The 22,916-nt window shown below is 45.2% G+C and carries 23 protein-coding genes; 17 read left to right on the top strand and 6 right to left on the bottom strand.

Features of this window, described 5'->3' with window-relative positions; translation table 11 throughout:
• Positions 1 to 5: 5 nt before the first annotated feature.
• The 3 genes from UE46_RS12040 to UE46_RS12030 are packed head-to-tail and all read right to left on the bottom strand — an operon-like array spanning position 6 to position 1,878.
• Positions 6 to 566, bottom strand: a complete 561-nt coding sequence (locus UE46_RS12040; protein ID WP_159103077.1) for a molybdenum cofactor guanylyltransferase — start codon at positions 564 to 566, stop codon at positions 6 to 8.
• Entirely contained in the window at positions 553 to 1,203 is a 651-nt protein-coding gene (locus UE46_RS12035) for an ATP-binding cassette domain-containing protein (protein ID WP_036058893.1), read from the bottom strand. Before UE46_RS12035 ends, UE46_RS12040 begins: the two co-directional genes overlap by 14 nt.
• Positions 1,204 to 1,206: 3 nt before the next feature.
• Positions 1,207 to 1,878, bottom strand: a complete 672-nt coding sequence (locus tag UE46_RS12030) for a molybdate ABC transporter permease subunit (protein ID WP_036058894.1) — start codon at positions 1,876 to 1,878, stop codon at positions 1,207 to 1,209.
• Positions 1,879 to 2,061: 183 nt separating this feature from the next.
• Here UE46_RS12030 and UE46_RS12025 point away from each other — a divergent pair, with 183 nt between their 5' ends.
• The 14 genes from UE46_RS12025 to UE46_RS11960 all read left to right on the top strand — a co-directional run bounded on the left by UE46_RS12025 (position 2,062) and on the right by UE46_RS11960 (position 15,700).
• Positions 2,062 to 2,190: a putative holin-like toxin gene (locus UE46_RS12025; protein WP_077912428.1), complete on the top strand. Its 129-nt coding sequence runs from the start codon at positions 2,062 to 2,064 to the stop codon at positions 2,188 to 2,190.
• A 293-nt stretch (positions 2,191 to 2,483) separates the two neighbouring features.
• Positions 2,484 to 6,158 (top strand): nitrate reductase subunit alpha, encoded by a 3,675-nt coding sequence (locus UE46_RS12020; RefSeq protein ID WP_036058931.1) that lies wholly within the window; start codon positions 2,484 to 2,486, stop codon positions 6,156 to 6,158.
• Positions 6,148 to 7,743, top strand: coding sequence for a nitrate reductase subunit beta (gene narH, locus UE46_RS12015; RefSeq protein ID WP_036058895.1), 1,596 nt, complete (start codon positions 6,148 to 6,150; stop codon positions 7,741 to 7,743). Before UE46_RS12020 ends, narH begins: the two co-directional genes overlap by 11 nt.
• Positions 7,706 to 8,311, top strand: coding sequence for a nitrate reductase molybdenum cofactor assembly chaperone (narJ, locus tag UE46_RS12010; RefSeq protein WP_233230927.1), 606 nt, complete (start codon positions 7,706 to 7,708; stop codon positions 8,309 to 8,311). The genes narH and narJ overlap by 38 nt, the downstream gene beginning before the upstream one ends.
• The gene (narI, locus tag UE46_RS12005) at positions 8,301 to 8,969 is read left to right on the top strand and encodes a respiratory nitrate reductase subunit gamma (RefSeq protein WP_036058898.1); all 669 of its coding nucleotides are present in this window, start codon (positions 8,301 to 8,303) and stop codon (positions 8,967 to 8,969) included. Before narJ ends, narI begins: the two co-directional genes overlap by 11 nt.
• Positions 8,970 to 9,105: 136 nt before the next feature.
• Positions 9,106 to 10,281: a nitrate/nitrite transporter gene (locus UE46_RS12000; RefSeq protein ID WP_036058899.1), complete on the top strand. Its 1,176-nt coding sequence runs from the start codon at positions 9,106 to 9,108 to the stop codon at positions 10,279 to 10,281.
• A 90-nt stretch (positions 10,282 to 10,371) separates the two neighbouring features.
• On the top strand, positions 10,372 to 11,130 hold the full coding sequence (modA, locus tag UE46_RS11995; protein WP_036058900.1) for a molybdate ABC transporter substrate-binding protein: 759 nt from the start codon (positions 10,372 to 10,374) through the stop codon (positions 11,128 to 11,130).
• 88 nt (positions 11,131 to 11,218) lie between these two features.
• Complete coding sequence (locus UE46_RS11990) at positions 11,219 to 12,439, top strand: molybdopterin molybdotransferase MoeA (protein WP_036058901.1); 1,221 nt, start codon at positions 11,219 to 11,221, stop codon at positions 12,437 to 12,439.
• Positions 12,418 to 12,903 (top strand): molybdopterin-guanine dinucleotide biosynthesis protein B, encoded by a 486-nt coding sequence (mobB, locus tag UE46_RS11985; RefSeq protein WP_036058902.1) that lies wholly within the window; start codon positions 12,418 to 12,420, stop codon positions 12,901 to 12,903. The genes UE46_RS11990 and mobB overlap by 22 nt, the downstream gene beginning before the upstream one ends.
• Positions 12,900 to 13,322 carry a molybdenum cofactor biosynthesis protein MoaE gene (locus UE46_RS11980; RefSeq protein ID WP_036058903.1) on the top strand — a complete coding sequence of 141 codons (423 nt, stop codon included), beginning with the start codon at positions 12,900 to 12,902 and terminating at the stop codon, positions 13,320 to 13,322. Before mobB ends, UE46_RS11980 begins: the two co-directional genes overlap by 4 nt.
• A complete protein-coding gene (moaD, locus tag UE46_RS11975) occupies positions 13,309 to 13,551 on the top strand; it encodes a molybdopterin converting factor subunit 1 (RefSeq protein WP_036058904.1) in 243 nt (80 codons plus the stop codon). The genes UE46_RS11980 and moaD overlap by 14 nt, the downstream gene beginning before the upstream one ends.
• An 18-nt stretch (positions 13,552 to 13,569) precedes the next feature.
• Complete coding sequence (gene moaC / locus UE46_RS11970; RefSeq protein WP_036058905.1) at positions 13,570 to 14,049, top strand: cyclic pyranopterin monophosphate synthase MoaC; 480 nt, start codon at positions 13,570 to 13,572, stop codon at positions 14,047 to 14,049.
• A 19-nt stretch (positions 14,050 to 14,068) separates the two neighbouring features.
• Positions 14,069 to 15,070 carry a GTP 3',8-cyclase MoaA gene (gene moaA, locus UE46_RS11965; RefSeq protein ID WP_036058906.1) on the top strand — a complete coding sequence of 334 codons (1,002 nt, stop codon included), beginning with the start codon at positions 14,069 to 14,071 and terminating at the stop codon, positions 15,068 to 15,070.
• 69 nt (positions 15,071 to 15,139) lie between these two features.
• Positions 15,140 to 15,700, top strand: a complete 561-nt coding sequence (locus tag UE46_RS11960; protein WP_036058908.1) for an NADPH-dependent FMN reductase — start codon at positions 15,140 to 15,142, stop codon at positions 15,698 to 15,700.
• Positions 15,701 to 15,755: 55 nt separating this feature from the next.
• Here the strand turns inward: UE46_RS11960 and UE46_RS11955 are convergent, their stop codons facing one another.
• The 3 genes from UE46_RS11955 to def all read right to left on the bottom strand — a co-directional run bounded on the left by UE46_RS11955 (position 15,756) and on the right by def (position 18,083).
• On the bottom strand, positions 15,756 to 16,241 hold the full coding sequence (locus UE46_RS11955) for a MogA/MoaB family molybdenum cofactor biosynthesis protein (RefSeq protein WP_036058910.1): 486 nt from the start codon (positions 16,239 to 16,241) through the stop codon (positions 15,756 to 15,758).
• 12 nt (positions 16,242 to 16,253) lie between these two features.
• The gene (locus UE46_RS11950; protein WP_118907656.1) at positions 16,254 to 17,249 is read right to left on the bottom strand and encodes a ThiF family adenylyltransferase; all 996 of its coding nucleotides are present in this window, start codon (positions 17,247 to 17,249) and stop codon (positions 16,254 to 16,256) included.
• Between the two features lie 282 nt (positions 17,250 to 17,531).
• Positions 17,532 to 18,083, bottom strand: a complete 552-nt coding sequence (def, locus tag UE46_RS11945; RefSeq protein ID WP_036063348.1) for a peptide deformylase — start codon at positions 18,081 to 18,083, stop codon at positions 17,532 to 17,534.
• A gap of 846 nt (positions 18,084 to 18,929) precedes the next feature.
• Here def and pdhA point away from each other — a divergent pair.
• The 3 genes from pdhA to UE46_RS11930 all read left to right on the top strand — a co-directional run bounded on the left by pdhA (position 18,930) and on the right by UE46_RS11930 (position 22,915).
• Complete coding sequence (gene pdhA / locus UE46_RS11940; protein ID WP_036063349.1) at positions 18,930 to 20,045, top strand: pyruvate dehydrogenase (acetyl-transferring) E1 component subunit alpha; 1,116 nt, start codon at positions 18,930 to 18,932, stop codon at positions 20,043 to 20,045.
• A gap of 2 nt (positions 20,046 to 20,047) precedes the next feature.
• Entirely contained in the window at positions 20,048 to 21,025 is a 978-nt protein-coding gene (locus UE46_RS11935; RefSeq protein WP_036063350.1) for an alpha-ketoacid dehydrogenase subunit beta, read from the top strand.
• A 255-nt stretch (positions 21,026 to 21,280) separates the two neighbouring features.
• Complete coding sequence (locus tag UE46_RS11930) at positions 21,281 to 22,915, top strand: dihydrolipoyllysine-residue acetyltransferase (RefSeq protein WP_036063351.1); 1,635 nt, start codon at positions 21,281 to 21,283, stop codon at positions 22,913 to 22,915.
• The last annotated feature ends 1 nt before the right edge of the window (position 22,916 follow it).

Genomic DNA, 22,916 nt, shown 5'->3' with positions numbered 1-22,916 from the left:
AGCGGTTATTTAGAGTTTTTATTTTCAAATGGGGCTTCGGTGTCAAAAAGCTGTTCGTTCACGTCAAGCGTTCTTAGGAGCTCGCGAATACGTAAGTTGTCAGCGCGAAGCATTGTTTCAAGTTCCGTTTTGCAGTAAGGAATGCAGGCGGTGAGGTAGTGCTTCGCTGTTTTTGTCGTGGCATAGGTATTTCCCTGAGCGATCAGATCGGCAAAAATTTCGGTCGTGATGTGTGGTGTATCGGTTGGAGATAAGAGATAGCGATCATATGTTGCACCGCTTTGCATAGCTGCGTAGATGCCGCCGAGTGGTCCTTTGTCGAGATATGGCGCTTGATCGGTGATTATTTCTATGTTTGTATTGGCAAATAGGGTTTGGATATTTGGGAACAGACGCGCGTTGGTGACGACGAAAACGTGATCGACAAGTGGCATCATTTTGGCGGCGGTTTGCTCCACCCATGTGGAGGTTTCGCCCGCTTCTTTGTAGAGCGCTTTATCTTCGCCGAAACGTCGGGAATTTCCACCAGCAAGCACGATTCCAGCGATTGATTTAGTTTTTGACAAGACGACCATCCTTTATTTTTAAAATTTCTCCGGTCAAGGAGGCGGCTTCTTGGTGATAATGGGTCACGAAGATGACGGGAATGTCGAAATCGCGCACCATTTGGCCAACGAGGTCGATACAGATATTGCGAGTATCTTCATCGAGACCATTGAATGGTTCGTCAAGCAGAAGCAGGTTTGGATTCGTGATCATTGCTCGAGCCATTGCCACGCGCTGTTTTTCACCGCCAGATAATTTTTGAACGGAGGAAAAAAGCAAGTGCGAAATTTTGAGATAATCACTTATTCGGCGGACTTGTTGTTCGATTTCAGCGGGAGGTATTTTGTTTACAGCAAGGCCAAACGCGATGTTATTAAAGACATTCATATTTGGAAATAGGGCTAGATTTTGAAACAGGTAGCCAACTTTTCGGTCAGCGGTGGGAACGTGAATATCACTATATGTATCTTCCCAAGCAGTATTGTTAAATTCGATGATGCCCTCGTCAATTGTTTTCAGGCCGCTAATACATTGAAATAGCGTGGATTTCCCAGAACCACTGCCACCCATAATGGCGGTAATTGGGGATACGAGGTCGTAATTAATATCTAGATCGTGAAATGGTAGTTTCTTTTTGAATTTTAAGCGAAGAGCCATAGGTTACATTCCTCTCGTTAAGTTAGTTTGGCGAACGGTCAGGATATGGATGGTCAGAAGCGCGATAATACCGATAATGACATTGATAATACCGAGATAAACCGCAGTACGCATGTCGCCTTGTTGGACCATGAAATAAATACTGGAAGCAATCGTGTCGGTCTTGCCTTCGATGTAACCTGCAACCATAAGACTCGCGCCGAATTCACCCATCGCACGACAAAAACTGAGCAGAATTCCCGCTAAAATTGGTTGCCAACAGTTGGGTAAAATGACTTTTATGAAGATCGTTCTGGCGTTAGCGGACAATGTTTGGGCCGCCCAGACAAGATCGTGGTCAATCGAGAGGAAGGCACTTTTTAGGCCTTGATACATGATTGGCAGGATGATGATAGTCGTGGCGATGACGGCTCCAGCGAGTGTGAAGATAAAGCTGAAATTAAAGGTATCCCAGAGAAATGCGCCGAATAGATCGTTTTTCCCGAAGAGGTTCAGCAGGATTAGGCCGACGACGGTTGGTGGTAAAACAAGTGGGAGCAGGATGATGATTTCGATGATGAGTTGGAATCGTGACTTACGGTTGGAAAAGTAGTAGCTGAGCGGTAGCATGGCTAGAAATGCGATGAATGTGGATATGATCGCGACTAAGAGCGAGTGTAGGACTGGTGTTAACATGGATAACCTCCGAATTTTATATGTATTTCGTTGTGCAGGTGTTTATGATATAAAAATAAAAACGCCACAATTTGAGTGATTTTGTCCATTCGATTTGTTATAATATAAGCAGTAGAAAAGTGAACGATGGTGGCTAACTGATCAAAAAGGTGGTGGTGCTTATGCGAATGAGTTCTAACCCTTTTGGAAAGGACTAGCCCTATATCTGTTGCAGAAGCAATGGCACTTATGCTCGGTTTTGGAAGTTTTATTGTTTCCTTCATCGGCCTAATTGTCGTAATTGTGAAAGCGATGCAAAAGGACAAAGAATAACCATCTATTAGCTTTTGGCAGAGTAATAGATGGTCGTAAAAAGCCTATTTAATTAACTTGAGCTACCATCTTCATTGGTTCTACTCTTAAAGGGAGTCATGTATCGAGCATGGCTCTCTTTTCGTATTTATTATAGCACTATTTGAAAATGCCGTCAAAGAAGATTCGTCGGTTAAAAATATAAAATATAGGGATTCTCCCGATGCGGAAAAATGGAAGACATTGTACTATCGACTTAGATAGGAATTTTACTGTTTTTCTTTGTGAATATAATAACAAAAATGAGGTGGTACATAGTGAGGAAAAAAGGTTTGCGGTTCTTTAAACGGACGGAGAAATTTAATGGAAACTGGACGGTGATGGAGGAGAAAAGCCGGGCTTGGGAGAAGATGTATCGGGATCGCTGGAGTCATGATAAAGTGGTTCGCACGACGCATGGTGTCAATTGTACGGGGTCGTGTAGTTGGCAGGTTTTCGTGAAAAACGGGATTATTACGTGGGAAAATCAGGCGACGGATTACCCAAGTTGTGGGCCGGATATGCCAGAATTTGAACCTCGTGGCTGTCCGCGTGGTGCGAGTTTTTCGTGGTATGAGTATAGTCCTCTGCGTGTGAAATATCCGTATGTGCGCGGGAAATTGTGGCGTCTATGGCAAAACGCGTTGAAGCAGTATGGTGATCCGATTAAGGCTTGGGCGAGTATCGTGGAAGACCCTGAGAAGGCGGAAAGCTATAAGAGTGCGCGTGGTAAGGGTGGACAAATTCGGGTGACTTGGCAGGAAGCGTATTATATGGTCGCGGCGATGCTGATTTACACGATTAAGAAATATGGTCCGGATCGCTTGGCAGGCTTTACCCCGATTCCAGCGATGTCGATGATTAGTTATGCGGCTGGGTCGCGGTTTTTGACGCTGCTCGGTGGTGAAATGCTGAGTTTTTATGATTGGTATGCGGATTTACCGCCTGCTTCTCCGCAAATTTGGGGTGAGCAGACGGACGTGCCGGAGTCGAGTGACTGGTATAACGCGGGTTACATTATGATGTGGGGCTCGAATGTGCCGCTGACTCGGACACCGGATGCGCATTTTATGACGGAGGTTCGTTATAAGGGGACAAAAGTTGTAGCGGTTGCGCCGGATTATGCGGAGAACGTGAAGTTTGCGGATAATTGGTTGGCGCCGAATCCTGGGACGGATGCTGCACTTGCGCAAGCGATGACGCATGTTATTTTGAAGGAGTTTTATGTGGAACGCGCGGAATCGCAGTTTATTGATTATGCGAAACAGTTTACGGATTTGCCGTTTTTGCTGTTGCTTGACGAGACGGATAAGGGCTTGACGCCGGGCCGTTTCTTGCGTGAGGATGATTTGCATGCGGGTCTTGAAAAGGCGGCGCACGCGGATTGGAAAACGTGTCTGATTGATGAGACCACGGGCGAGATTGTGGTTCCGAATGGGACGATGGGTCAGCGTTGGGAAGAGGGCGTGAAGTGGAATCTGTCGCTTGAACGTGAGGATGGTTCTGTGATTGCGCCTGCGATGACGGTTGGCTTGGATCGGATTGATACGGTTGCATTTCCTTATTTTGATAATAATGGGAATGGGATTTTTGAACGGGAATTGCCGGTTCGGGAAATTACGCTTGCTGATGGTTCGAAGCGCTTAGTGGCAACGGTCTATGATGTGATGTTGAGCCAGTATGGTGTGGCGCGGCATGATGGGGACAAGTTAGCTGCTCGTGGTTTGGATGATGCGGATAGCTTGTATACGCCGGCTTGGCAGGAACCGATTACGGGTGTGAAGGCGGATATCGTGACGCAGATCGCGCGTGAGTTTGCGCAGAATGCGATTGATACTGGTGGTCGTTCGATGATTATTATGGGCGCTGGGATTAATCACTGGTTTAATAGTGACACGATTTATCGCTCGATTTTGAACTTGGTAATTTTGACGGCATCACAGGGTGTGAACGGCGGAGGCTGGGCGCATTATGTTGGTCAGGAGAAATGTCGTCCAATTGAGGGCTGGCAAACGGTTGCTTTTGCGAAGGATTGGCAGGGCGCGGTGAGACAGCAGAATGCGACGAGTTTCTGGTATTTTGCAACGGATCAGTGGCGCTATGAGGAAATGGACACGGATGCTTTGAAATCTCCACTGGCACAAAAAACGAGCTATAAACACCCAGCAGATTACAATGTGTTGGCGGCGCGACTTGGTTGGTTGCCTTCGTATCCGCAGTTTAACAAGAATAGTTTGCTGTTCGCGGCGGAAAATAAGGACAAATCGGATGCGGAAATCGTGTCGGGGATTGTCGATGATTTGAAATCGGAGAAATTGCAGTTTGCGGTGGAAGATCCGGATAATCCTGTGAATTTCCCGCGTGGCCTTTTTGTATGGCGCTCGAACCTCGTTTCTTCTAGTGGAAAAGGGCAGGAGTACTTTATGAAGCATTTGTTTGGGACGACGAATAATTTGTTGTCGACGCCAAATGATGAGTTTAAGCCAGAGGAAATGGTGTGGCGTGATGAGGAGACGGAAGGAAAACTGGACTTGATGGTGACGCTTGATTTCCGGATGACGGCGACGCCAATTTATTCGGATGTGGTGCTGCCTGCTGCGACGTGGTATGAGAAGACGGATATTTCGAGTACGGATATGCATCCTTTTGTGCATCCATTTAACCCGGCGATAAGTCCGCTTTGGGAGTCGAAATCGGATTGGAATATTTTCAAGGATTTGAGTCAGACATTTTCTGAGATGGCGAAGGATCACTTACATGAGGTGCAGCGCGACGTGATTATGTTGCCTCTGAATCATGATACGCAAATGGAGATTTCGCAGCCTTATGGTGAGATTAAGGATTGGAAAAAAGGCGAGGTTGAGGCGATTCCAGGCAAGACGATGCCGCATTTCCAATTTGTTGAGCGGGATTATACGCAGATTTATGATAAGTTTGTGACGCTTGGTCCGAATGTTGGGACGGGCAAGGTCGGCGCGCATGGGACGCAGTTTTCGGTGAGTGGCGAGTATGAAGAAATGAAGAGTATCAACGGGATTTATGAGGATGATACGATTAAGAATGGGATGCCAATTATGGAGTCGGAACGGCAAGCGGCGAACGCGATTCTGCACATTTCTAGTGCGACGAACGGGAAGGTTGCGGTTCGAGCTTGGGAAGTGGCGGAGGACGCGACGGGAATGGAGCTTAGTCATTTAGCGAAGCCTCGCGAGGCAGAGCGGATTACGTTCCAAAGCATTACGGCGCAACCGCGTGAAGTGATTCCGACGCCTGTGTTTACGGGCTCGAATACGGACGGCAAGCGTTATTCGCCATTTACAACGAATATTGAGCATTTAGTTCCGTTCAGAACGCTTACTGGACGTCAGCATTTTTATATTGATCATGAGATGTTTTTACAATACGGGGAAGCTTTGCCGGTGTATAAGCCGACATTGCCACCGCAAGTTTTTGCACCTCGTGATAAGGAAATTGTGGAGACGCCGGATACGATTGTGTTGCGCTATTTGACGCCGCACGGTAAGTGGAATATTCACAGTATGTACCAAGATAATCAGCATATGTTGACGCTTTTCCGTGGTGGTCCGAACGTGTGGATTAACCATGAAGACGCCGAAGCTGGCAAAATTAAAGATAATGACTGGCTCGAAGTTTATAACCGAAATGGTGTGGTGACGGCTCGTGCGGTCGTTAGTCACAGAATGCCAAAAGGAACGATGTACATGTATCACGCGCAAGACCGTCACATCAATGTTCCGGGGACTTCGATTACAGGAACACGCGGTGGTAGTCACAATGCGCCGACGAAAATCCACGTGAAACCAACGCAAATGGTTGGTGGATATGCACAACTTAGCTACGGTTTTAACTATTATGGACCAATTGGAAATCAGCGGGATCTCTATGTTGCTGTCCGGAAACTGAACGAGGTGAATTGGCTTGAAGATTAAAGCGCAAGTAGGAATGGTAATGAATCTGGATAAATGCATCGGCTGCCATACGTGTAGTGTGACGTGTAAAAATACGTGGACAAACCGCCCTGGTGCTGAGTATATCTGGTTTAACAATGTCGAAACGAAGCCGGGTATTGGCTATCCAAAACAATGGGAAGACCAAGAACGCTACAAAGGTGGCTGGAAACTGAAAAAAGGGAAATTGGAACTCGCGGCTGGTTCGAAGTGGAACAAAGTCATGCTTGGAAAAATTTTCTATAACCCGGATATGCCGGAATTGAAGGATTATTATGAGCCGTGGACGTATAATTACGATACGCTTTTCACGCCGAAAGAGAAGAAAAATCAACCGGTCGCGCGTCCGAAATCCGTGATTACAGGTAAAAACATGGAAATCGAATGGGGTCCAAACTGGGAAGATGATTTGGCGGGAGCACCAACAACGATGCCACTCGATCCGAACATGAAAAACATCGAAACGGAAATAAAAACGAATTTTGAGACAGCGTTTATGATGTATTTGCCTCGTTTGTGTGAGCATTGCTTGAATCCTTCCTGCGTGGCGTCGTGTCCAAGTGGCGCGATGTATAAACGAGATGAGGACGGGATTGTGCTTGTCGATCAAGAGGCGTGTCGCGGATGGCGTTATTGCATGACTGGTTGCCCGTACAAAAAAGTGTACTTCAACTGGAAAACGAATAAGGCGGAGAAGTGTACGTTCTGTTTCCCACGTATCGAGGCAGGTTTGCCAACGGTTTGTTCGGAAACGTGTACAGGTCGGATTCGCTATCTTGGTGTGATGCTTTATGATGCGGACGGCGTGAAAGAAGCGGCTTCTGTGGAGGACGAAAAAGAGTTGTATGAGAAACAACTTGACTTGTTCCTTGATCCACATGATCCGGCCGTGATTGAGCAGGCGCGTAAAGATGGTATTAAAGAAGATTGGATTAAGGCAGCGCAGAATTCACCAGTTTACAAAATGGCGAAGGAATACAAAATTGCGTTCCCACTGCATCCAGAATACCGCACGATGCCAATGGTTTGGTACGTGCCACCACTTTCGCCAATCATGAACTATTTTGAAGGAAAAGATTCGATTAATAATCCAGATATGATTTTCCCAGCGATTGATGAAATGCGGATTCCGGTTGATTATTTGGCAAGTTTGCTGACGGCGGGAAATACGGATGTTATTAAGACGTCGCTACAAAAAATGGCGATGATGCGGACGTACATGCGCGCGGTGAGTTCCGGTAAAGATTTTGATACGACAAAATTGGAACGAATCGGGATGACGGAGCAGGAAGTGAAGAAGATGTATCGTTTGCTTGCGATTGCGAAATATGAGGATCGTTTTGTGATCCCGGCGAGTCATAAAGAGGATTATATCGACACGTATAAAGCGCAAGGCTCATCTGGTTTTTCTGAGGATGTTTGTGGCGGTTGTAGTTTGGCGGATCAGATTAATAAGCCGGATGTGACGAATACGCCGATGCCGATGGGAAATAGTACACAGCAGCCTTCGAAATCGACGCAGGACATGTATGAAGAAAGTTTTTATGGGGGGATTTGGCGTGATTAATTATGCCTTACTAGACGAAAAACGTGCTGTTTTTGGCGCTATTTCTGCAGTGCTGTCGTATCCTGAAAAACGCTTTATGAATGATCGGTTTTTGCTTGAAGAAACATTTGCGAATCCTAAAACGCTGGAATTAATCACGGCGTTTTGGGAGGAAATTTCTGCGCTGACGTTTGGCGAAATGACGGAAACCTATGTGGACACGTTTGATTTTAATAAAAAGACGACGCTTTACATGACGTTTTATAAGTTTGAAGATGCGCGGGAACGAGGGCAGATGCTGGCAAAGTTGAAAGTTTTGTATGAGATGTTCGGTTTGTTGCCGGATGATGCGGAGTTGACGGATTATTTGCCGCTGATGCTTGAGTTTATTGATGCGGGCGACTGGTATATGGACGAGCGTTCGGGGGATAGCATCGAGCTTTTGATTGGTGTGATTGAAGATGGCTCATATCACTTGCTTCAGGCACTTGAAGAGGCGGGAAATCCGTATCGTTTTGTGATTGAGGCGATGCGGAATGAGTTGCGCGTTTGCGTGAAACAGGGAGAGGAGAAGCAGCATGTGGAATAATTTTTTGTGGGTTGTTTTGCCCTATCTTGTTTTGGCGAGCTTTGTGTTTGGCCATATTTTCCGCTATCGGTATGACCATTTTACGGTGACCTCGAAGTCTTCGGAAATGATTGAGAAAAAGCAATTGATGGTTGGTAGTATTTTGTTCCATGTCGGGATTATTTTCGTAGTTGGCGGGCATTTCATCGGCCTAGTCATTCCGAAAACGTGGACGACTTCGATTGGGATTAGCGAGCATATGTATCATATTGTAGCTGTTGGGATTGGTAGCGTGTTCGGGATTATGGCGTTTGCGGGGATGTTTTTATTGACGTTCCGACGCTTGTCGAATGATCGCGTGCGGATGACGAGTTCGATTATGGATATTATCGTGAATTTGGCGCTTTTGGTGACGCTGTTTCTCGGAATGGCGAGTACACTGTTTGCCAATCCGGCGAATCCAGGCTTTGATTACCGCGAAACGATTTCGATTTGGTTCAGACAGCTGTTCGTATTCCAACCAGACGCGAGTTTGATGGCGACTGTACCGGTGTTTTTCCAACTGCATATCATATGCGCATTCATCATTTTCGCGCTGTTCCCGTACACACGATTAGTGCATGCGTGGAGCGTGCCACTGACGTATTTGAAGAGGAGTTATATTATTTATCGTCGCTAGAAATTTTTGCAAGATAAGGACATCACAAGAGTTTGGATTAAATAACTCATCAAATTTCTAATGGGTAGGACGTAAATTTTGCCGCCAATTTATCTGATCTATGCACCAGATAAATCACTGAAGGGAGAAATAAATTATGCAACAAACATCTAAAAAAGACGCGTATATCGCGCTCACCATTGCTACGGTTGCGATGGCGATTTCATTCATGGTCTGGGCTTCATTATCCCCAGTTTCCAATCAGATTGCCGCGGAATTTGGTTTATCTGCTTCACAAAAAAGCTTACTTATTGCAACACCCGTACTTTTAGGCTCTATCATGCGGATTCCAATGGGGATTTTAAGTGATCGGTACGGTGGAAAGAAAATATACATTATCACGATGCTTTTCACGCTGATTCCACTTGTTTTGATACCTTTTGCGACAACTTATTTATACTTGATGCTTTGCGCGTTTTTCATTGGTATGGCGGGGACAACTTTTGCCATCGCGATTTCTTACGTGTCGACCTTTTTCCCAGCTGAAAAACAAGGCTTAATTCTTGGTATTGCGGGGATGGGTAACATTGGTAATGCGCTTTCTGGTCTTATTATTCCGCGTATAAATGCAAACTGGGGATTCGACTGGATTTACTATTCCCTAATGATTGCGATTGTGATTATTGTCGCTATCTTTGCCATTTTCGCGAAGGAAATGAAGCTATCAACGGAAAAGAAAACGTTGAAGCAGTCGCTATCGGTTGTGAAGGATAAAAACACGTGGTACTTATCGCTGTTCTATTTCCTCACATTCGGTTCTTTCGTAGCGCTTAGCAATTATTTGCCAGCATTTATGGGGGACCAGTTCTCGATTGGCGCGGTTAACGCTGGTTTATTCTCTGCTGGCTTTGCTGCAACGGCCACATTCATGCGTCCTGTCGGTGGGATTTTGGCGGATAAATTCAATCCAACGAAATTGCTGACAACCGGCTTTGCACTCGTTTCTGTGGCCGCGTTCCTGATTGCGTTCTCACTGACGCAGTACGGCATTTTCACGACGCTTATCTTTATTACCGCGCTGATTGTTGGGCTTGGTAACGGGATTATTTTCAAAATGGTGCCAATGGTTTCAAAAGGAAATACTGGTGCAGTGACGGGATTCGTTGGTGCAGCTGGTGGACTTGGTGGATTTTTCCCGCCGCTTTTACTCGGTATTATTAAACAAAATACAGGTTCTTATACGCTTGGATTTGTCTTGCTCGGCGTGTTTGCACTCGTTTGTCTTGTGACAGTCTGGGCTGTTTATTTACGCAAACCAGCTGTAACGACCTGATTAAAAAAGGAAGGCAGTGGAATAATTTCGCTGTCTTTTTTTTAGGAAATTCCGTACAATAGGGGTAGACTTAATTAGGGGGGAGAATAGATGAGAATGTGGATAAAAAGCAGTTTGGTTTTGGCGGTGTTATTTTTAGTTTTGGCTGGATGTGGCACACAAGAACCGCAAACGATACATATTTCTGTGGCGGCGAGTTTGAAAGATGTGATGGATGACGTCAAGCCGCTGTATGAAAAAGAACATGATAACATAAAATTAGAATTTGATTTTGCTGGATCTGGGCAAGTTCGCGAGCGTGTGGAGAATGGCGCGCCAATTGATGGCGTGGTACTTGCAAGCGCGGCGGATGCGGATACATTGTTGAAAAAGAAATTCATTAGTGAAAAACAGGAAATTGCCTCGAATACACTGGTTGCTGTGATGCCGAAAAAAAGTGTTCCAACTGGCGATATTAAAACAGAACTTGCGAAGGCGCGTGTGATTGCGATTGGTGATCCAGCTTCTGTACCAGCCGGAAAATATGCGGCGGAATTTTTGACGAAAGAGCAGTTGATGGCGGGCGTGAAATCGCGTTTGGTGAAGGCGAGTGACGTGCGTCAAGTGTTGGCATACGTGGAATCTGGAAACGCGGATATTGGTTTTGTATATCAAACCGATGCGATGATTTCCAAAAAGGTGCAGACGGCTTATAAAATGAGCAACTCGTCGCACAGCCCGATTGGATATTACGTGGCGACAGTAAAAGATTCTGATGTGGCTGATGAGGCGTCGAAATTTATGGATTATATGGAAGGAGCGCAAGCGCAGAAAATTTTGAAGAAGTATGGATTTGGAGCAGCGAACTAACGAGAAGTGAGCGCTTACACTGTTATTTTCACAGCGCTTGATGTATAGTGGAACTAGCTGAAATTTGTGGGAGAAGGAAGTGTTTGGCATGTTGGATAAACGAGTGGCGATTCGGGTGGAAGAGGCGCAGAAAAGGTTGTTAGAGAACGCGGTCATGCTTGGCGCAGAGCAGATTCAAACCGCAGACGCGAATGGTCGAATCTTGGCAGAAGAAGTCACCGCGACGATGGCGATGCCGTATTTCAGGCGTTCAGGATATGACGGTTTTGCGATTCGCGCGGAGGACGATTCAAATTACCCGCGAACCTTCCAAGTCGTGGCGGACGTTCCCTGTGGCGCCGCGTACAATCACGATTTGCAGGAAAATGAGACCGTGCGCATCATGACCGGCGCCAAAGTTCCAGAAAACGCCGGCAAAATCATCATGCTGGAGCAGTCACGCGAAACCGGTGACTCCGCGACAATCACACTCATCAACACGCATAAAAATACAAACATCACAGAGCGCGGCGAAGAATTCGAGTCAGGCGCACCATTACTGCAAGCACATCACCATCTGAATCCCGGCTCCATCAGCTTGCTCGCAGCATTCGGCATACCGACTGTGACCGTTTTCCGCAGGCCGCGCGTGGCGATTTTATCCACCGGTTCCGAGCTTGTCCAACCAGGCTCCCCCCTACCAGACGGGAAAATTTTCAACAGTAACCATCTGATGTTGGCGGCGCTCGCGGCAGATGCAGGAGCAGAAGTCATTGCGGTGGAACAAATCGAGGACGACCTAGCGTTGACGAAAAACCGGCTCACCGATCTTGCAAAACAGGCCGACCTCATTCTCACAACAGGCGGCGTTTCCGTCGGGGACTTCGATTTCATGGCGATTATCGCAAAAGAGGACGCCGAACTGCTATACAACAAAATCCAAATGCGACCCGGCAGCGTCACGACGGCGATGCGCTACGAAAACACGCTAGTCGCAGCTTTATCAGGCAATCCAGGCGCTTGCTTCACGGCGTTTCACCTGCTCATCGCGCCAGTACTCGCTAAAATGAGCGGCGACATCGAAACCCAATTCACTTTTCAAACGGCAAAAATGGGCGCAGATTATTCGAAAAACAACGCTTACGATCGCTTTTTACGTGGGCAATTATTGTACGAAGCCGGCGAATTAACCGCCGTTCCCGTTGGCAGCGACATGTCGAGCGCGCTTGGCAATTTACACTTAACTGAATGCCTTATCAAAATCCCAAGTGGCAAAACAGGCAAAAATAAAGGAGAGGAGATAGAGATATGGCGATTATCCTCCAAATAACAGGATTCAAGAAAAGCGGCAAAACAACGCTCACGAATTGCTTTGTGCAGCAACTAAAAGCGCAAGACTACACGGTGGCAGTCATCAAACACGACGCCCATGCGTTCACCATCGACCACCCAGGCACGGATTCCCACTCGTTTCGTGAGAGCGGCGCGGATGTTGTCGCCCTATCTTCCTCTTCCCAACACGCGATTATGGTGGATCAAGGCATCACACTGCAGAATATGATTGCCCAATTACCGCCAACCGACGTGATTTTAATCGAAGGCTACAAAGAAGCGCCGTTTCCAAAAATCGTGATGGTGCGGGACGAGGAAGATATCGCGACACTTGAAACGCTCCCAGCAATCCATACGATGGCGACATTGCGCGACGATTTACCAGCCAACATTTTGAAAATAAGCACGCAAGCCGCACAAGTTGCCTTATGTCAGACGATAATCGAGGAATTTTTACAATGATAAATGTTAGATTACAGCAGGAGCCGATTGATGTCGGAGCCACATACCAAGAGTTAGTCAATGCCAAATTTGGCGCTGTGAACATGTTTGTCGGCACGATTCGCGAATGGACTGGCGACATTCAAACCGAGAAGATTCGCTACACAGCCTACAAAGAAATGGCGATGAAAGAATTATCCAAACTAGCACACGAAGTCGAGGCAAAATACGACGCCGATGTGGTCGTGATTCACCGTTTAGGCGAGTTAGAACTGACCGATATCGCCGTTTTCATCGGAGTCGCCACACCTCACCGCGCCGCCTCTTATGAGGGTTCCCGTTTTATTATTGAAAACTTGAAAAAACGCGTTCCCATTTGGAAAGAAGAAGTCGATACCGATCGTGTTCGTTGGGGAGGTGAGCGAGATGACGCCCATTAAACTATTCGCTTTTCTCGTCCAGAAAGCAGGGTTTTCACAAGTAGAACTCGACCTTTCTGATTGCAAGACTGTAGCAGATGTGAGACAGTTAGTAAGTAAAGAAATCCCAGCGATTAAAGCCGACGTGGCGAAATGCATGATTGCGGTGAACATGGAGTTTCAGCCAGACGATTGCCTTTTAACAGACGTTTCAGAAATCGCGATAATCCCTCCAGTAAGCGGAGGATGAGATGAAGGAGCCGATAAAATGACTGATGAACTATCCCATTTTAATGACGAACAACGCGCCCACATGGTAGACGTGACGAAGAAAAGTGAAACACAACGACGCGCGATCGCTGAAACGACGCTACATATGGAAGAAGCGACCTTGACGCGTATTAAAGAAGGGCAAATCGATAAAGGCGATGTGCTGGCCGTTGCGCAAGTAGCAGGAATCATGGCTACAAAAAAAACGAGCGAACTCATCCCGATGTGCCATCCAATTATGACGACGAAAGTTAACATTATGTTCACAGACGACGGTAAAGACCACCTAACGATTATCGCTGAAGTTGTTACGATTGGCAAAACTGGCGTCGAGATGGAAGCTCTGACCGCTGTATCCGTTACCGCGCTAACCGTTTACGACATGTGTAAAGCGATAGATAAAAAAATCGTCATTGAAAACACCCATCTTGTTGAAAAAACAGGAGGCAAAAGCGGAAAATTCCGTTTCGATAAATAACGAATAGGAGGCAGGAATCATGCAACTATTAACCGATCGCTTTGGACGCGTCCATGATTATATCCGTATTTCCGTCACCGACCGCTGTAATTTGCGCTGCGTATACTGCATGCCTGACGAAGGTATGACATTCCTACCTCACGAACAAGTGCTTTCCAAAAACGAAATTGTAGACTTCATGAAAATTATGGTTGGCTATGGCATCAAAAAAGTCCGGATTACAGGCGGCGAACCACTTTTGCGGACAGATATTGTGGATATTATCGCAGGAATTAGCGCACTACCCGAAATCGAGGATATTGCCGTCACGACAAACGCGATGTATCTCGTCAAAAAAGCAGAAGCCTTGAAAGCCGCTGGATTAACACGTGTCAATATCAGTCTAGACTCGCTACAAGAAGATCGTTTCAAAACAATTACGCGCGGCGGTCGATTGCAAAAAGTACTAGATGGAATCGCAAAAGCCGAAGAAGTCGGTTTTTTTCCAATCAAGCTCAATGTTGTCTTGATAAAAGGCCAGAATGACGATGAAATTCTAGATTTTCTGCAATTCACAAAAGACAAAGATATCAACATTCGCTTCATCGAATATATGCCGATTGGTCACGCTGGCGATAGTTGGAAAAAGCAATATTTATCGCTAGAAACCATTTTTGATGCCTGTAAAGAAGCTGGCTTAGCGTATCAACCAGTCGATTCGGTTCGCGGCAATGGCCCGTCAGAGAACTACCGATTAGAAGGCGCAAAAGGGACATTCGGCTTGATTCACCCAGTCAGCTCCCATTTTTGCGCAAGTTGTAACCGATTGCGCTTGACCGCGGATGGCTACATTAAAGCGTGCCTGTATTGGGATGAAGAAATGAATATCCGTCCGTTCATCGATGATCCACAAAAATTAATGGACCTCGTGCAAAAATCAATCGACAATAAACCAGAAAGTCACGAGATGGCGATTGCCCTACAAGACGAAATGCAATCACACAAACCGACGACACGGCGAATGAGCCAAATCGGAGGATAATTAAAATTAAAAGAAGTCTGCGCCCCCGTTTTGGAGGATGCGGACTTTCTTTTCATAGGAGTGAAGAACATGTCAGAAAAACCAAATATCGGTCTCATTATCGGAAGTAACCGCCCGACACGTGTCTGCCGGACAGTGGCTGAATGGGCGATGAAAGAAATGGAACACGACAAGCTGAATCTGAGTCTCATCGACCTCGCGGAAATAAATCTTCCATTTTTAGATGAGCCAGAAATTCCAGCACACCATAAATACGAGAAAGCCCATACAAAAGCGTGGAGCGAATTAATCAGCGGCTACGACGGTTTCGTGTTCATTTTTCCGCAATATAATTGGGGTTATCCCGCAGTCTTGAAAAATGCGTTGGATTTCTTATATGATGAATGGCGCGGGAAACCAGTGAGCATCATGTGTTATGGCGGGCATGGTGGCTTCCAAGCAACGCTCAGCATGAAACTCGTAACACAAGGCTTGCATATGTATAACATGGCGACGAACCCACCGCTCGATATTTCGGATGAGATGTTCGATGAGAAGGGCCAATTTAAAAACATCGAAAAAGACTTCGCGCGATACAAGGGGCCATTACAAGCTGTCTCAGCAGAATTTGCTGATTTACTTGTAAAATAAAAAGGAGACACCTGTTATCTCGATTTTTTCGAGCGAGTAGGTGTTTCCTTTTTGTTTATTTTCTGCGCTCCGCCAAAAAATGTGGCAACTCAGGAATAATAAGTTGATTAATCGCGAGTCCGCAAGCGTTAGACGAGCCTGGAATCACAAACAGTAACACATTATCCAGCGTAAACCCCGCAAAAGCCCGCGACAACATCGCCCGAGTTCCAATTTCTTTGTAGCTAAGCATACGGAATAGCTCGCCGAAACCAGGAATCTCCTGCGAAACTTGATCCCATAACGCCTCAAATGTCACATCCCGCACCGCAATGCCTGTACCGCCATTTGAAATCACACAATCACAATGTGGCTTTAATTTAGCAAGCCCCTCATTAATTAAGAAATCATCATCCTTCACAACAATGCGCTGCGTTACAACATGTCCCGCTGCTTCAAGCGCCTCCACAATCAATTGCCCACTTTTATCCGTATCTAAATTCCGCGTGTCACTGATGGTTAAAATCCCAACTCGAGCCTGAATAAATTCCTTCTGTTCCATTTTCGCGCCTCCTCAAATTTCATTAAAAAAGTGCTGATACTGCTTCTTAGCGACCATTAAATCATCGGTTCCGTGCACCAACACACGTCCATTCTGAAAAACCGTAAAATCATAATCTTGAAAAGTAAAAGTAAGAACAAATCGATTCGCGTTACTCATGATGTCTTGCCTACGAAGGACCTTCTCGAACTCGTCAAAATGAATCGCCGAACCAATCTGAAATTGTACGGTATCACGCCCGCAAAGCAACATCGGCTGTTTTGAAAAGACCGTCTCTGGCTTCTCCCCATGAACACAAACGGCACAATCCAGATTCCGCGTCACACCAAACTTCTGAAATGTCATCTCCCAATTATCCAACTGATAATAAGCCGTGTGACGCTCCCCGAGTAATAATTTCGTCAAAAGTGAGACTTGAAGCCCTGCCAGCATCGGAATAAGCGCCCCGTGAACTCCGATAATATCACAACTCGTTTCATTAAAAAGTGGCATCTTCTCCATTAAACAATGCAAGCAAGCCGTCTCACCAGGAATAATCGGCATCACATTCGCAAACGTCCCCGCACACGAAGCAAAAATCCACGGAATTCGCTGCTCCAAGCACCATTGATTCAAAAAACGCCGCGTCGCAAAATTATCCGTACAATCCAAAACCGCATCCACATTTCCCGCATAAGGCACCAACGACACCGCATTGGCATCATCCACTAAAAATTCAATCTGAATATCCTGATTAATCGCGCGCAACGCCTTCGCCGCCGCCCACGCTTTCGCCTCTTTTTGCATCGCGTCCTCTTCCGTAAATAAAGTTTGCCGCTGTAAATTAGAAAGCTCCACAAAATCCCGATCCACCAAAATTAGCCGTCCAAAACCCATCCGCGTCGCAATTTCTGCGGCGTACGTGCCAATTGCGCCAACTCCAATAATAAGAATGCTACTCGCTTGCAATACTTTCTGACCAGACTTTCCAATCTGCGCAACCCGCATTTGCCGATCATAACGCTCCATCTGAAACACCCGCTTTCTGCTCTTCTATTTTACCAGAAAAACGCTGTAGAAGCTGTAAAAATGATAAGACAACTCCTTCTAATCAGCAAAAAGTGCTTCAACAGAGAACATAGTAATCGTTATTATTGGAGATTTTACCTTTTCGTATTTCTTAGTAACAAGATACCACTGGCGAGAATAATCCAACCAAAGAGGATGCCCATCCATGAGAAATCAATTATGCGCAAATAAAAAAGCAATTCGAGCCTACTGAACAGCTCAAATTGCTTTTATTCTGTACTATTATTCGTAAATCGTCACGTCTGGTGGCAAATACGATGGGTTCTGCTTATTAATATGATCGTAAAACATAACCCCGTTCAAATGATCGATTTCATGCTGCACAACAATCGCAGGATAATCTTTCAATCGCAACTTAAAGGGTTTCCCGTTTTCATCAAAAGCTTCCACCGTCACACGAGCATGACGAACGACATAACCTGGAACCTCACGATCAACCGAAAGACAACCTTCGCCGCCGCCTAAACACGCATTTTCGACGGAATGACTGCGAATCTTTGGATTGTACAAAATGTGGCTGTATAAACGATCATTATCATCATGCACATGAATCGCGATATAGCGCTTCGAAACAGCAATTTGCGGTGCAGCAATACCAACACCACCACGTAATTCATGTTTTTCAGCAATTTCGGGATCTTGACTATTAATCAGAAATTCTAACATCTTTTGACCTGTTTTCTTATCTTCATCCGATAGGGGAAAAGTGACAGGCTCTGCGACAGCGCGCAAAACGGGGTCCCCCTCACGGACTATATCATCCATTGTAAGCATTTTTTTCGCTCCTGTTCTTATAAACTTATCTTCATTTTACCAAAAAAAGCGCGTGTTGTGAATGGATTTTACTTCCGATTATAGCAAGCATGAAAAAATAACATAAAAATTGATGCGAATAAAGCAGTAGAGAAGGGGAAATGATGTCATTGAAATAAATTTTATGTTAAAATATAGACAAGAGAAGACGAACATTTAAAACAATATAAGAGATATTGTTCGCTATGTTGAACTGTTACATAAATTCTTTTGTTTGTGAATTCACAAACAAAAGAACGCGTATTTAAATAAAAATTGAAAGAGCAAGCCTAAGCCATCTTTGCTTTATTATATAACAGTTTACATTTGAAAATACGATTTCTAATACAGTTTTCGAAAGCGAATGATTTGATGTAGAGGGTTGTAATTGCAATAAAATAAAGTGAGCTTAAGTTATTGACGAAAATAGAATGATGGTGTAAATTAAAGAGGAAGATTGGTGTATTAATATTAAGGCGTACTGAAAATATAACAGCAAAGCACAAATCCTAACAATCGCTATGAAGCAAGATGAATTTGTGAATGTGAAGGTATTTCGTATCTTTTTTCACAAACTCATCCCAAAAGCATGTTTTCAGTTCCTAGAGATGGGAATAAAGAAGAGGATACGGCATTTTGCTGAAACTATTTTTTGGAAATAGCCGAATAATACACGGATCCAGTTAGGAAAATTGAGGAGCGAACCAATCATTGTATTGCTTGCTTGACAAGCCCAAATTTTGCTACAGTAGCTGTAGTAGAAAATATCAAATGATTGCGCATTCAATTCTTAAAAATATTTCAAACCAGAAGGGAAGAGATTACACGATGGCTTCTAAAACAAAGAAGACTGTAGTAAACGTGAAAGAGCAGTTTCAAGCTGTTGCCGATCAATTTGAATTGGTACAAATTTTAAATGAAAAAGGAGAGGTTGTTAATCCTGACTTGATGCCCGACTTAACTGACGAGCAATTAGTAGAATTAATGACACGCATGGTTTGGACTCGTGTGCTTGACCAACGTTCGATTTCCTTGAACCGCCAAGGTCGCCTAGGTTTCTACGCACCAACAGCTGGACAAGAAGCATCACAATTGGCAAGTCACTACGCGCTAACAAAAGCAGATTACGTACTTCCTGGTTACCGTGACGTTCCACAAATGATCTGGCACGGACTTCCATTAACGAAAGCTTTCCTATTCTCACGTGGACATTTTGTCGGAAATCAATTCGCAGACGACTTAAACGTTCTATCTCCACAAATCATCATCGGTGCACAAATCGTTCAAGCTGCCGGCGTTGCTCTTGGACTTAAGAAACGTAAAAAAGACGCAGTTGTCATCACATATACAGGTGACGGTGGTTCTTCACAAGGTGATTTCTACGAAGGTATGAACTTCGCCGGTGCCTACAAAGCTCCAGCCATCTTCGTTGTTCAAAATAACATGTTCGCGATCTCAACACCACGCGAAAAACAATCAGCAGCAGCAACACTTGCTCAAAAAGCAGTTGCAGCAGGTATCCCGGGCGTTCAAGTAGACGGCATGGATCCACTAGCAGTATACGCTGTAACAAAATTTGCGCGTGATCGTGCAGTTGCAGGCGATGGCCCAACACTAATCGAAACAATGACTTACCGTTACGGTCCACATACACTTTCAGGTGATGATCCAACTCGTTACCGTACAAAAGAGCTTGATGGCGAGTGGGAATTAAAAGATCCAATCGTGCGTTTCCGTACTTTCCTAGAAGCTAAAGGTCTATGGAACGAAGAAAAAGAAAATGAAGTAATCGAACAAGCGAAAGAAGAAATCAAAACATCTATCAAAGAAGCTGACGCTACGCCAAAACAAAAAGTATCAGATCTTCTTAAAAATATGTACGAAACACCAACAGCTCCAATCAAAGAGCAATTGGCAATTTTTGAAGCGAAGGAGTCGAAATAATCATGGCGCAAAAAACAATGATTCAAGCGATTACAGATGCGCTTGCAGTAGAACTAAGAAATGACGAGAACGTATTAGTTTTCGGTGAAGATGTAGGTAATAACGGCGGGGTTTTCCGTGCTACTGAAGGACTTCAAGCAGAGTTTGGCGAAGATCGTGTATTCGATACGCCACTTGCAGAATCAGGTATCGGTGGTCTTGCTATCGGTCTTGCGCTAGAAGGTTTCCGCCCAGTTCCTGAAATTCAATTCTTCGGTTTCGTTTTTGAAGTAATGGATTCTGTTGCTGGTCAAATGGCACGTATGCGTTACCGTACTGGTGGCACACGTACTGCACCAATCACAATTCGCGCGCCATTCGGTGGTGGGGTTCATACACCTGAACTTCACGCGGATAACTTGGAAGGCCTAATGGCACAATCACCAGGTCTAAAAGTTGTTATCCCGTCAACACCATACGATGCAAAAGGTCTTTTGATCTCAGCAATCCGCGATAACGATCCAGTTATTTTCTTAGAGCACATGAAATTATACCGCTCATTCCGTCAAGAAGTTCCAGAAGGCGAGTACACAATCGAAATCGGTAAAGCAGCCGTTCGTCGTGAAGGTACAGACGTTTCTGTCATCACATACGGCGCAATGGTTCAAGAATCTGTGAAAGCAGCTGAAGAACTAGAAAAAGAAGGCGTATCCGTTGAAGTTATCGACCTTCGTACAATCAGCCCGTTGGATGTAGACACAATCATCGCTTCTGTTAAGAAAACAAACCGCGTAGTAGTCGTTCAAGAAGCGCAAAAACAAGCAGGAATCGCTGCTAACGTTATCGCTGAAATCAACGACCGCGCCATCCTTTCACTAGAAGCACCAGTGATGCGTGTTACAGCACCAGACAGCGTCTTCCCATTCGCACAAGCAGAAACAGTTTGGTTACCAAACCATAACGATATTGTTGAGCGTGTGAAAGAGGTACTTGCTTTCTAAATTAGAAAAGTGGAAAGAGCCCGTTAGCCTCGACAGAAATTGTTAGAGGGCGCAGTGAAAACCCACACTTGGTTTTTGCGGAGGCCACGAAATTTCCGAGAGGCTGGTTCTTGAAACTAGATCCGAAGGCGCCAAACATGACGAACGCAGTACATGGATTACATGTTCGCTACGTTCCCATGTATAATGAGGCTTTAAGCCAGCAAGTTACGCTGACTAAGACCCACATCAAAATTAACAGGAGGCTTTTAAAAAATGGCATATTCATTTAAATTACCGGACATTGGTGAAGGTATACATGAAGGAGAAATCGTCAAATGGTTCGTTAAACCAGGCGATAAGATCGAAGAAGACGCGTCCCTTTTTGAAGTTCAAAATGACAAATCTGTTGAAGAAATTACTTCTCCCGTAACAGGAACTGTCAAAGAAATCCTTGTCGGTGAAGGCGTAGTAGCAACAGTTGGACAAGTTTTAATCACGTTTGATGGTGTTGAAGGCCACGAAAACGACGCTGAAGAAGCGCCAGCAGCACCTGTATCTACACCCGCAGCGGCTCCGGCAGCACCAGCAGGCGGAAAAGGCAGTTACGAATTCAAATTACCAGATATTGGTGAAGGAATTCATGAAGGCGAAATCGTGAAATGGTTCGTCAAACCAGGCGACCAAATTGAAGAAGACGCGACAATTTTTGAAGTCCAAAACGATAAATCTGTCGAAGAAATTACATCTCCTGTAGCGGGAACTGTAAAAGACATCTTAGTTGGCGAAGGCGTAGTAGCAACAGTTGGTCAAGTGCTAATCACGTTCGAGGGCGACTTTGAAGGCGAAGCAACAGCCGATCACTCTTCTACTCCAGAATCTCCAGCCGACACTGCGAAACTCGAAAACAATAACGCAGCACAAGCTCCCGTATCAGGTGGAAACGGTACACCATCATCGCAAAAAGATCCAAACGGTCTAGTTATCGCGATGCCATCTGTACGTAAATATGCCCGTGAAAAAGGCGTAGACATCCGTCAAGTTGCAGGATCAGGCAAAAACAACCGCGTTCTTAGCGCAGACGTTGATGCATTCCTAAATGGCGACACAGCAGCAGTAGCAAGTGAAGCAGCTCCAGCAGCGGCATCACAAGAAACTGCAGCGGCGAAACCAGCAGCAAAAGCAGCACCAGTTGTTAGCGGCGGAACATACCCAGAATCACGCGAGAAATTAACACCAACTCGTAAAGCTATCGCGAAAGCAATGGTTAACTCGAAACACACTGCTCCGCACGTAACGTTGATGGACGAAATCGAAGTTTCTGCTTTGATGGTTCACCGTAAACGTTTCAAAGACGTAGCAGCTGAAAAAGGTATCAAACTTACTTTCCTACCTTACATGGTAAAAGCGCTAGTAAACACATTGCGTGAGTTCCCAGTGCTCAACACGACACTTGACGATGCAACAGACGAACTAGTTTACAAACATTATTTCAATATCGGTATTGCAGCGGATACAGATCACGGTCTTTATGTACCAGTTATCAAAGACGCTGACAAAAAATCGATTTTTGCAATCTCCAACGAAATTAACGAATTAGCTACAAAAGCACGCGACGGTAAATTGACAGGTGAAGAAATGCGTCACGGTTCTTCTACTATCTCAAATATCGGATCAGCTGGTGGACAATGGTTCACACCAGTTATCAACTACCCTGAGGTTGCCATTTTAGGTGTAGGTCGTATCGCAGAAAAAGCAATCGTTAAAGACGGTGAAATCGTAGCAGCACCAGTACTTGCTCTATCACTAAGCTTCGACCACCGCGTAATCGACGGCGCAACAGCTCAAAAGGCTATGAACAATATCAAGCGGTTATTAAATGACCCAGAACTTTTACTAATGGAGGCGTAAA

The sequence above is a fragment of the Listeria weihenstephanensis genome (assembly GCF_003534205.1).
GTDB classification, from domain to species: domain Bacteria; phylum Bacillota; class Bacilli; order Lactobacillales; family Listeriaceae; genus Listeria_A; species Listeria_A weihenstephanensis.
Note: the sequence above shows the minus strand (reverse complement) of the source record. Positions and strands in the feature narration are given on the sequence as shown.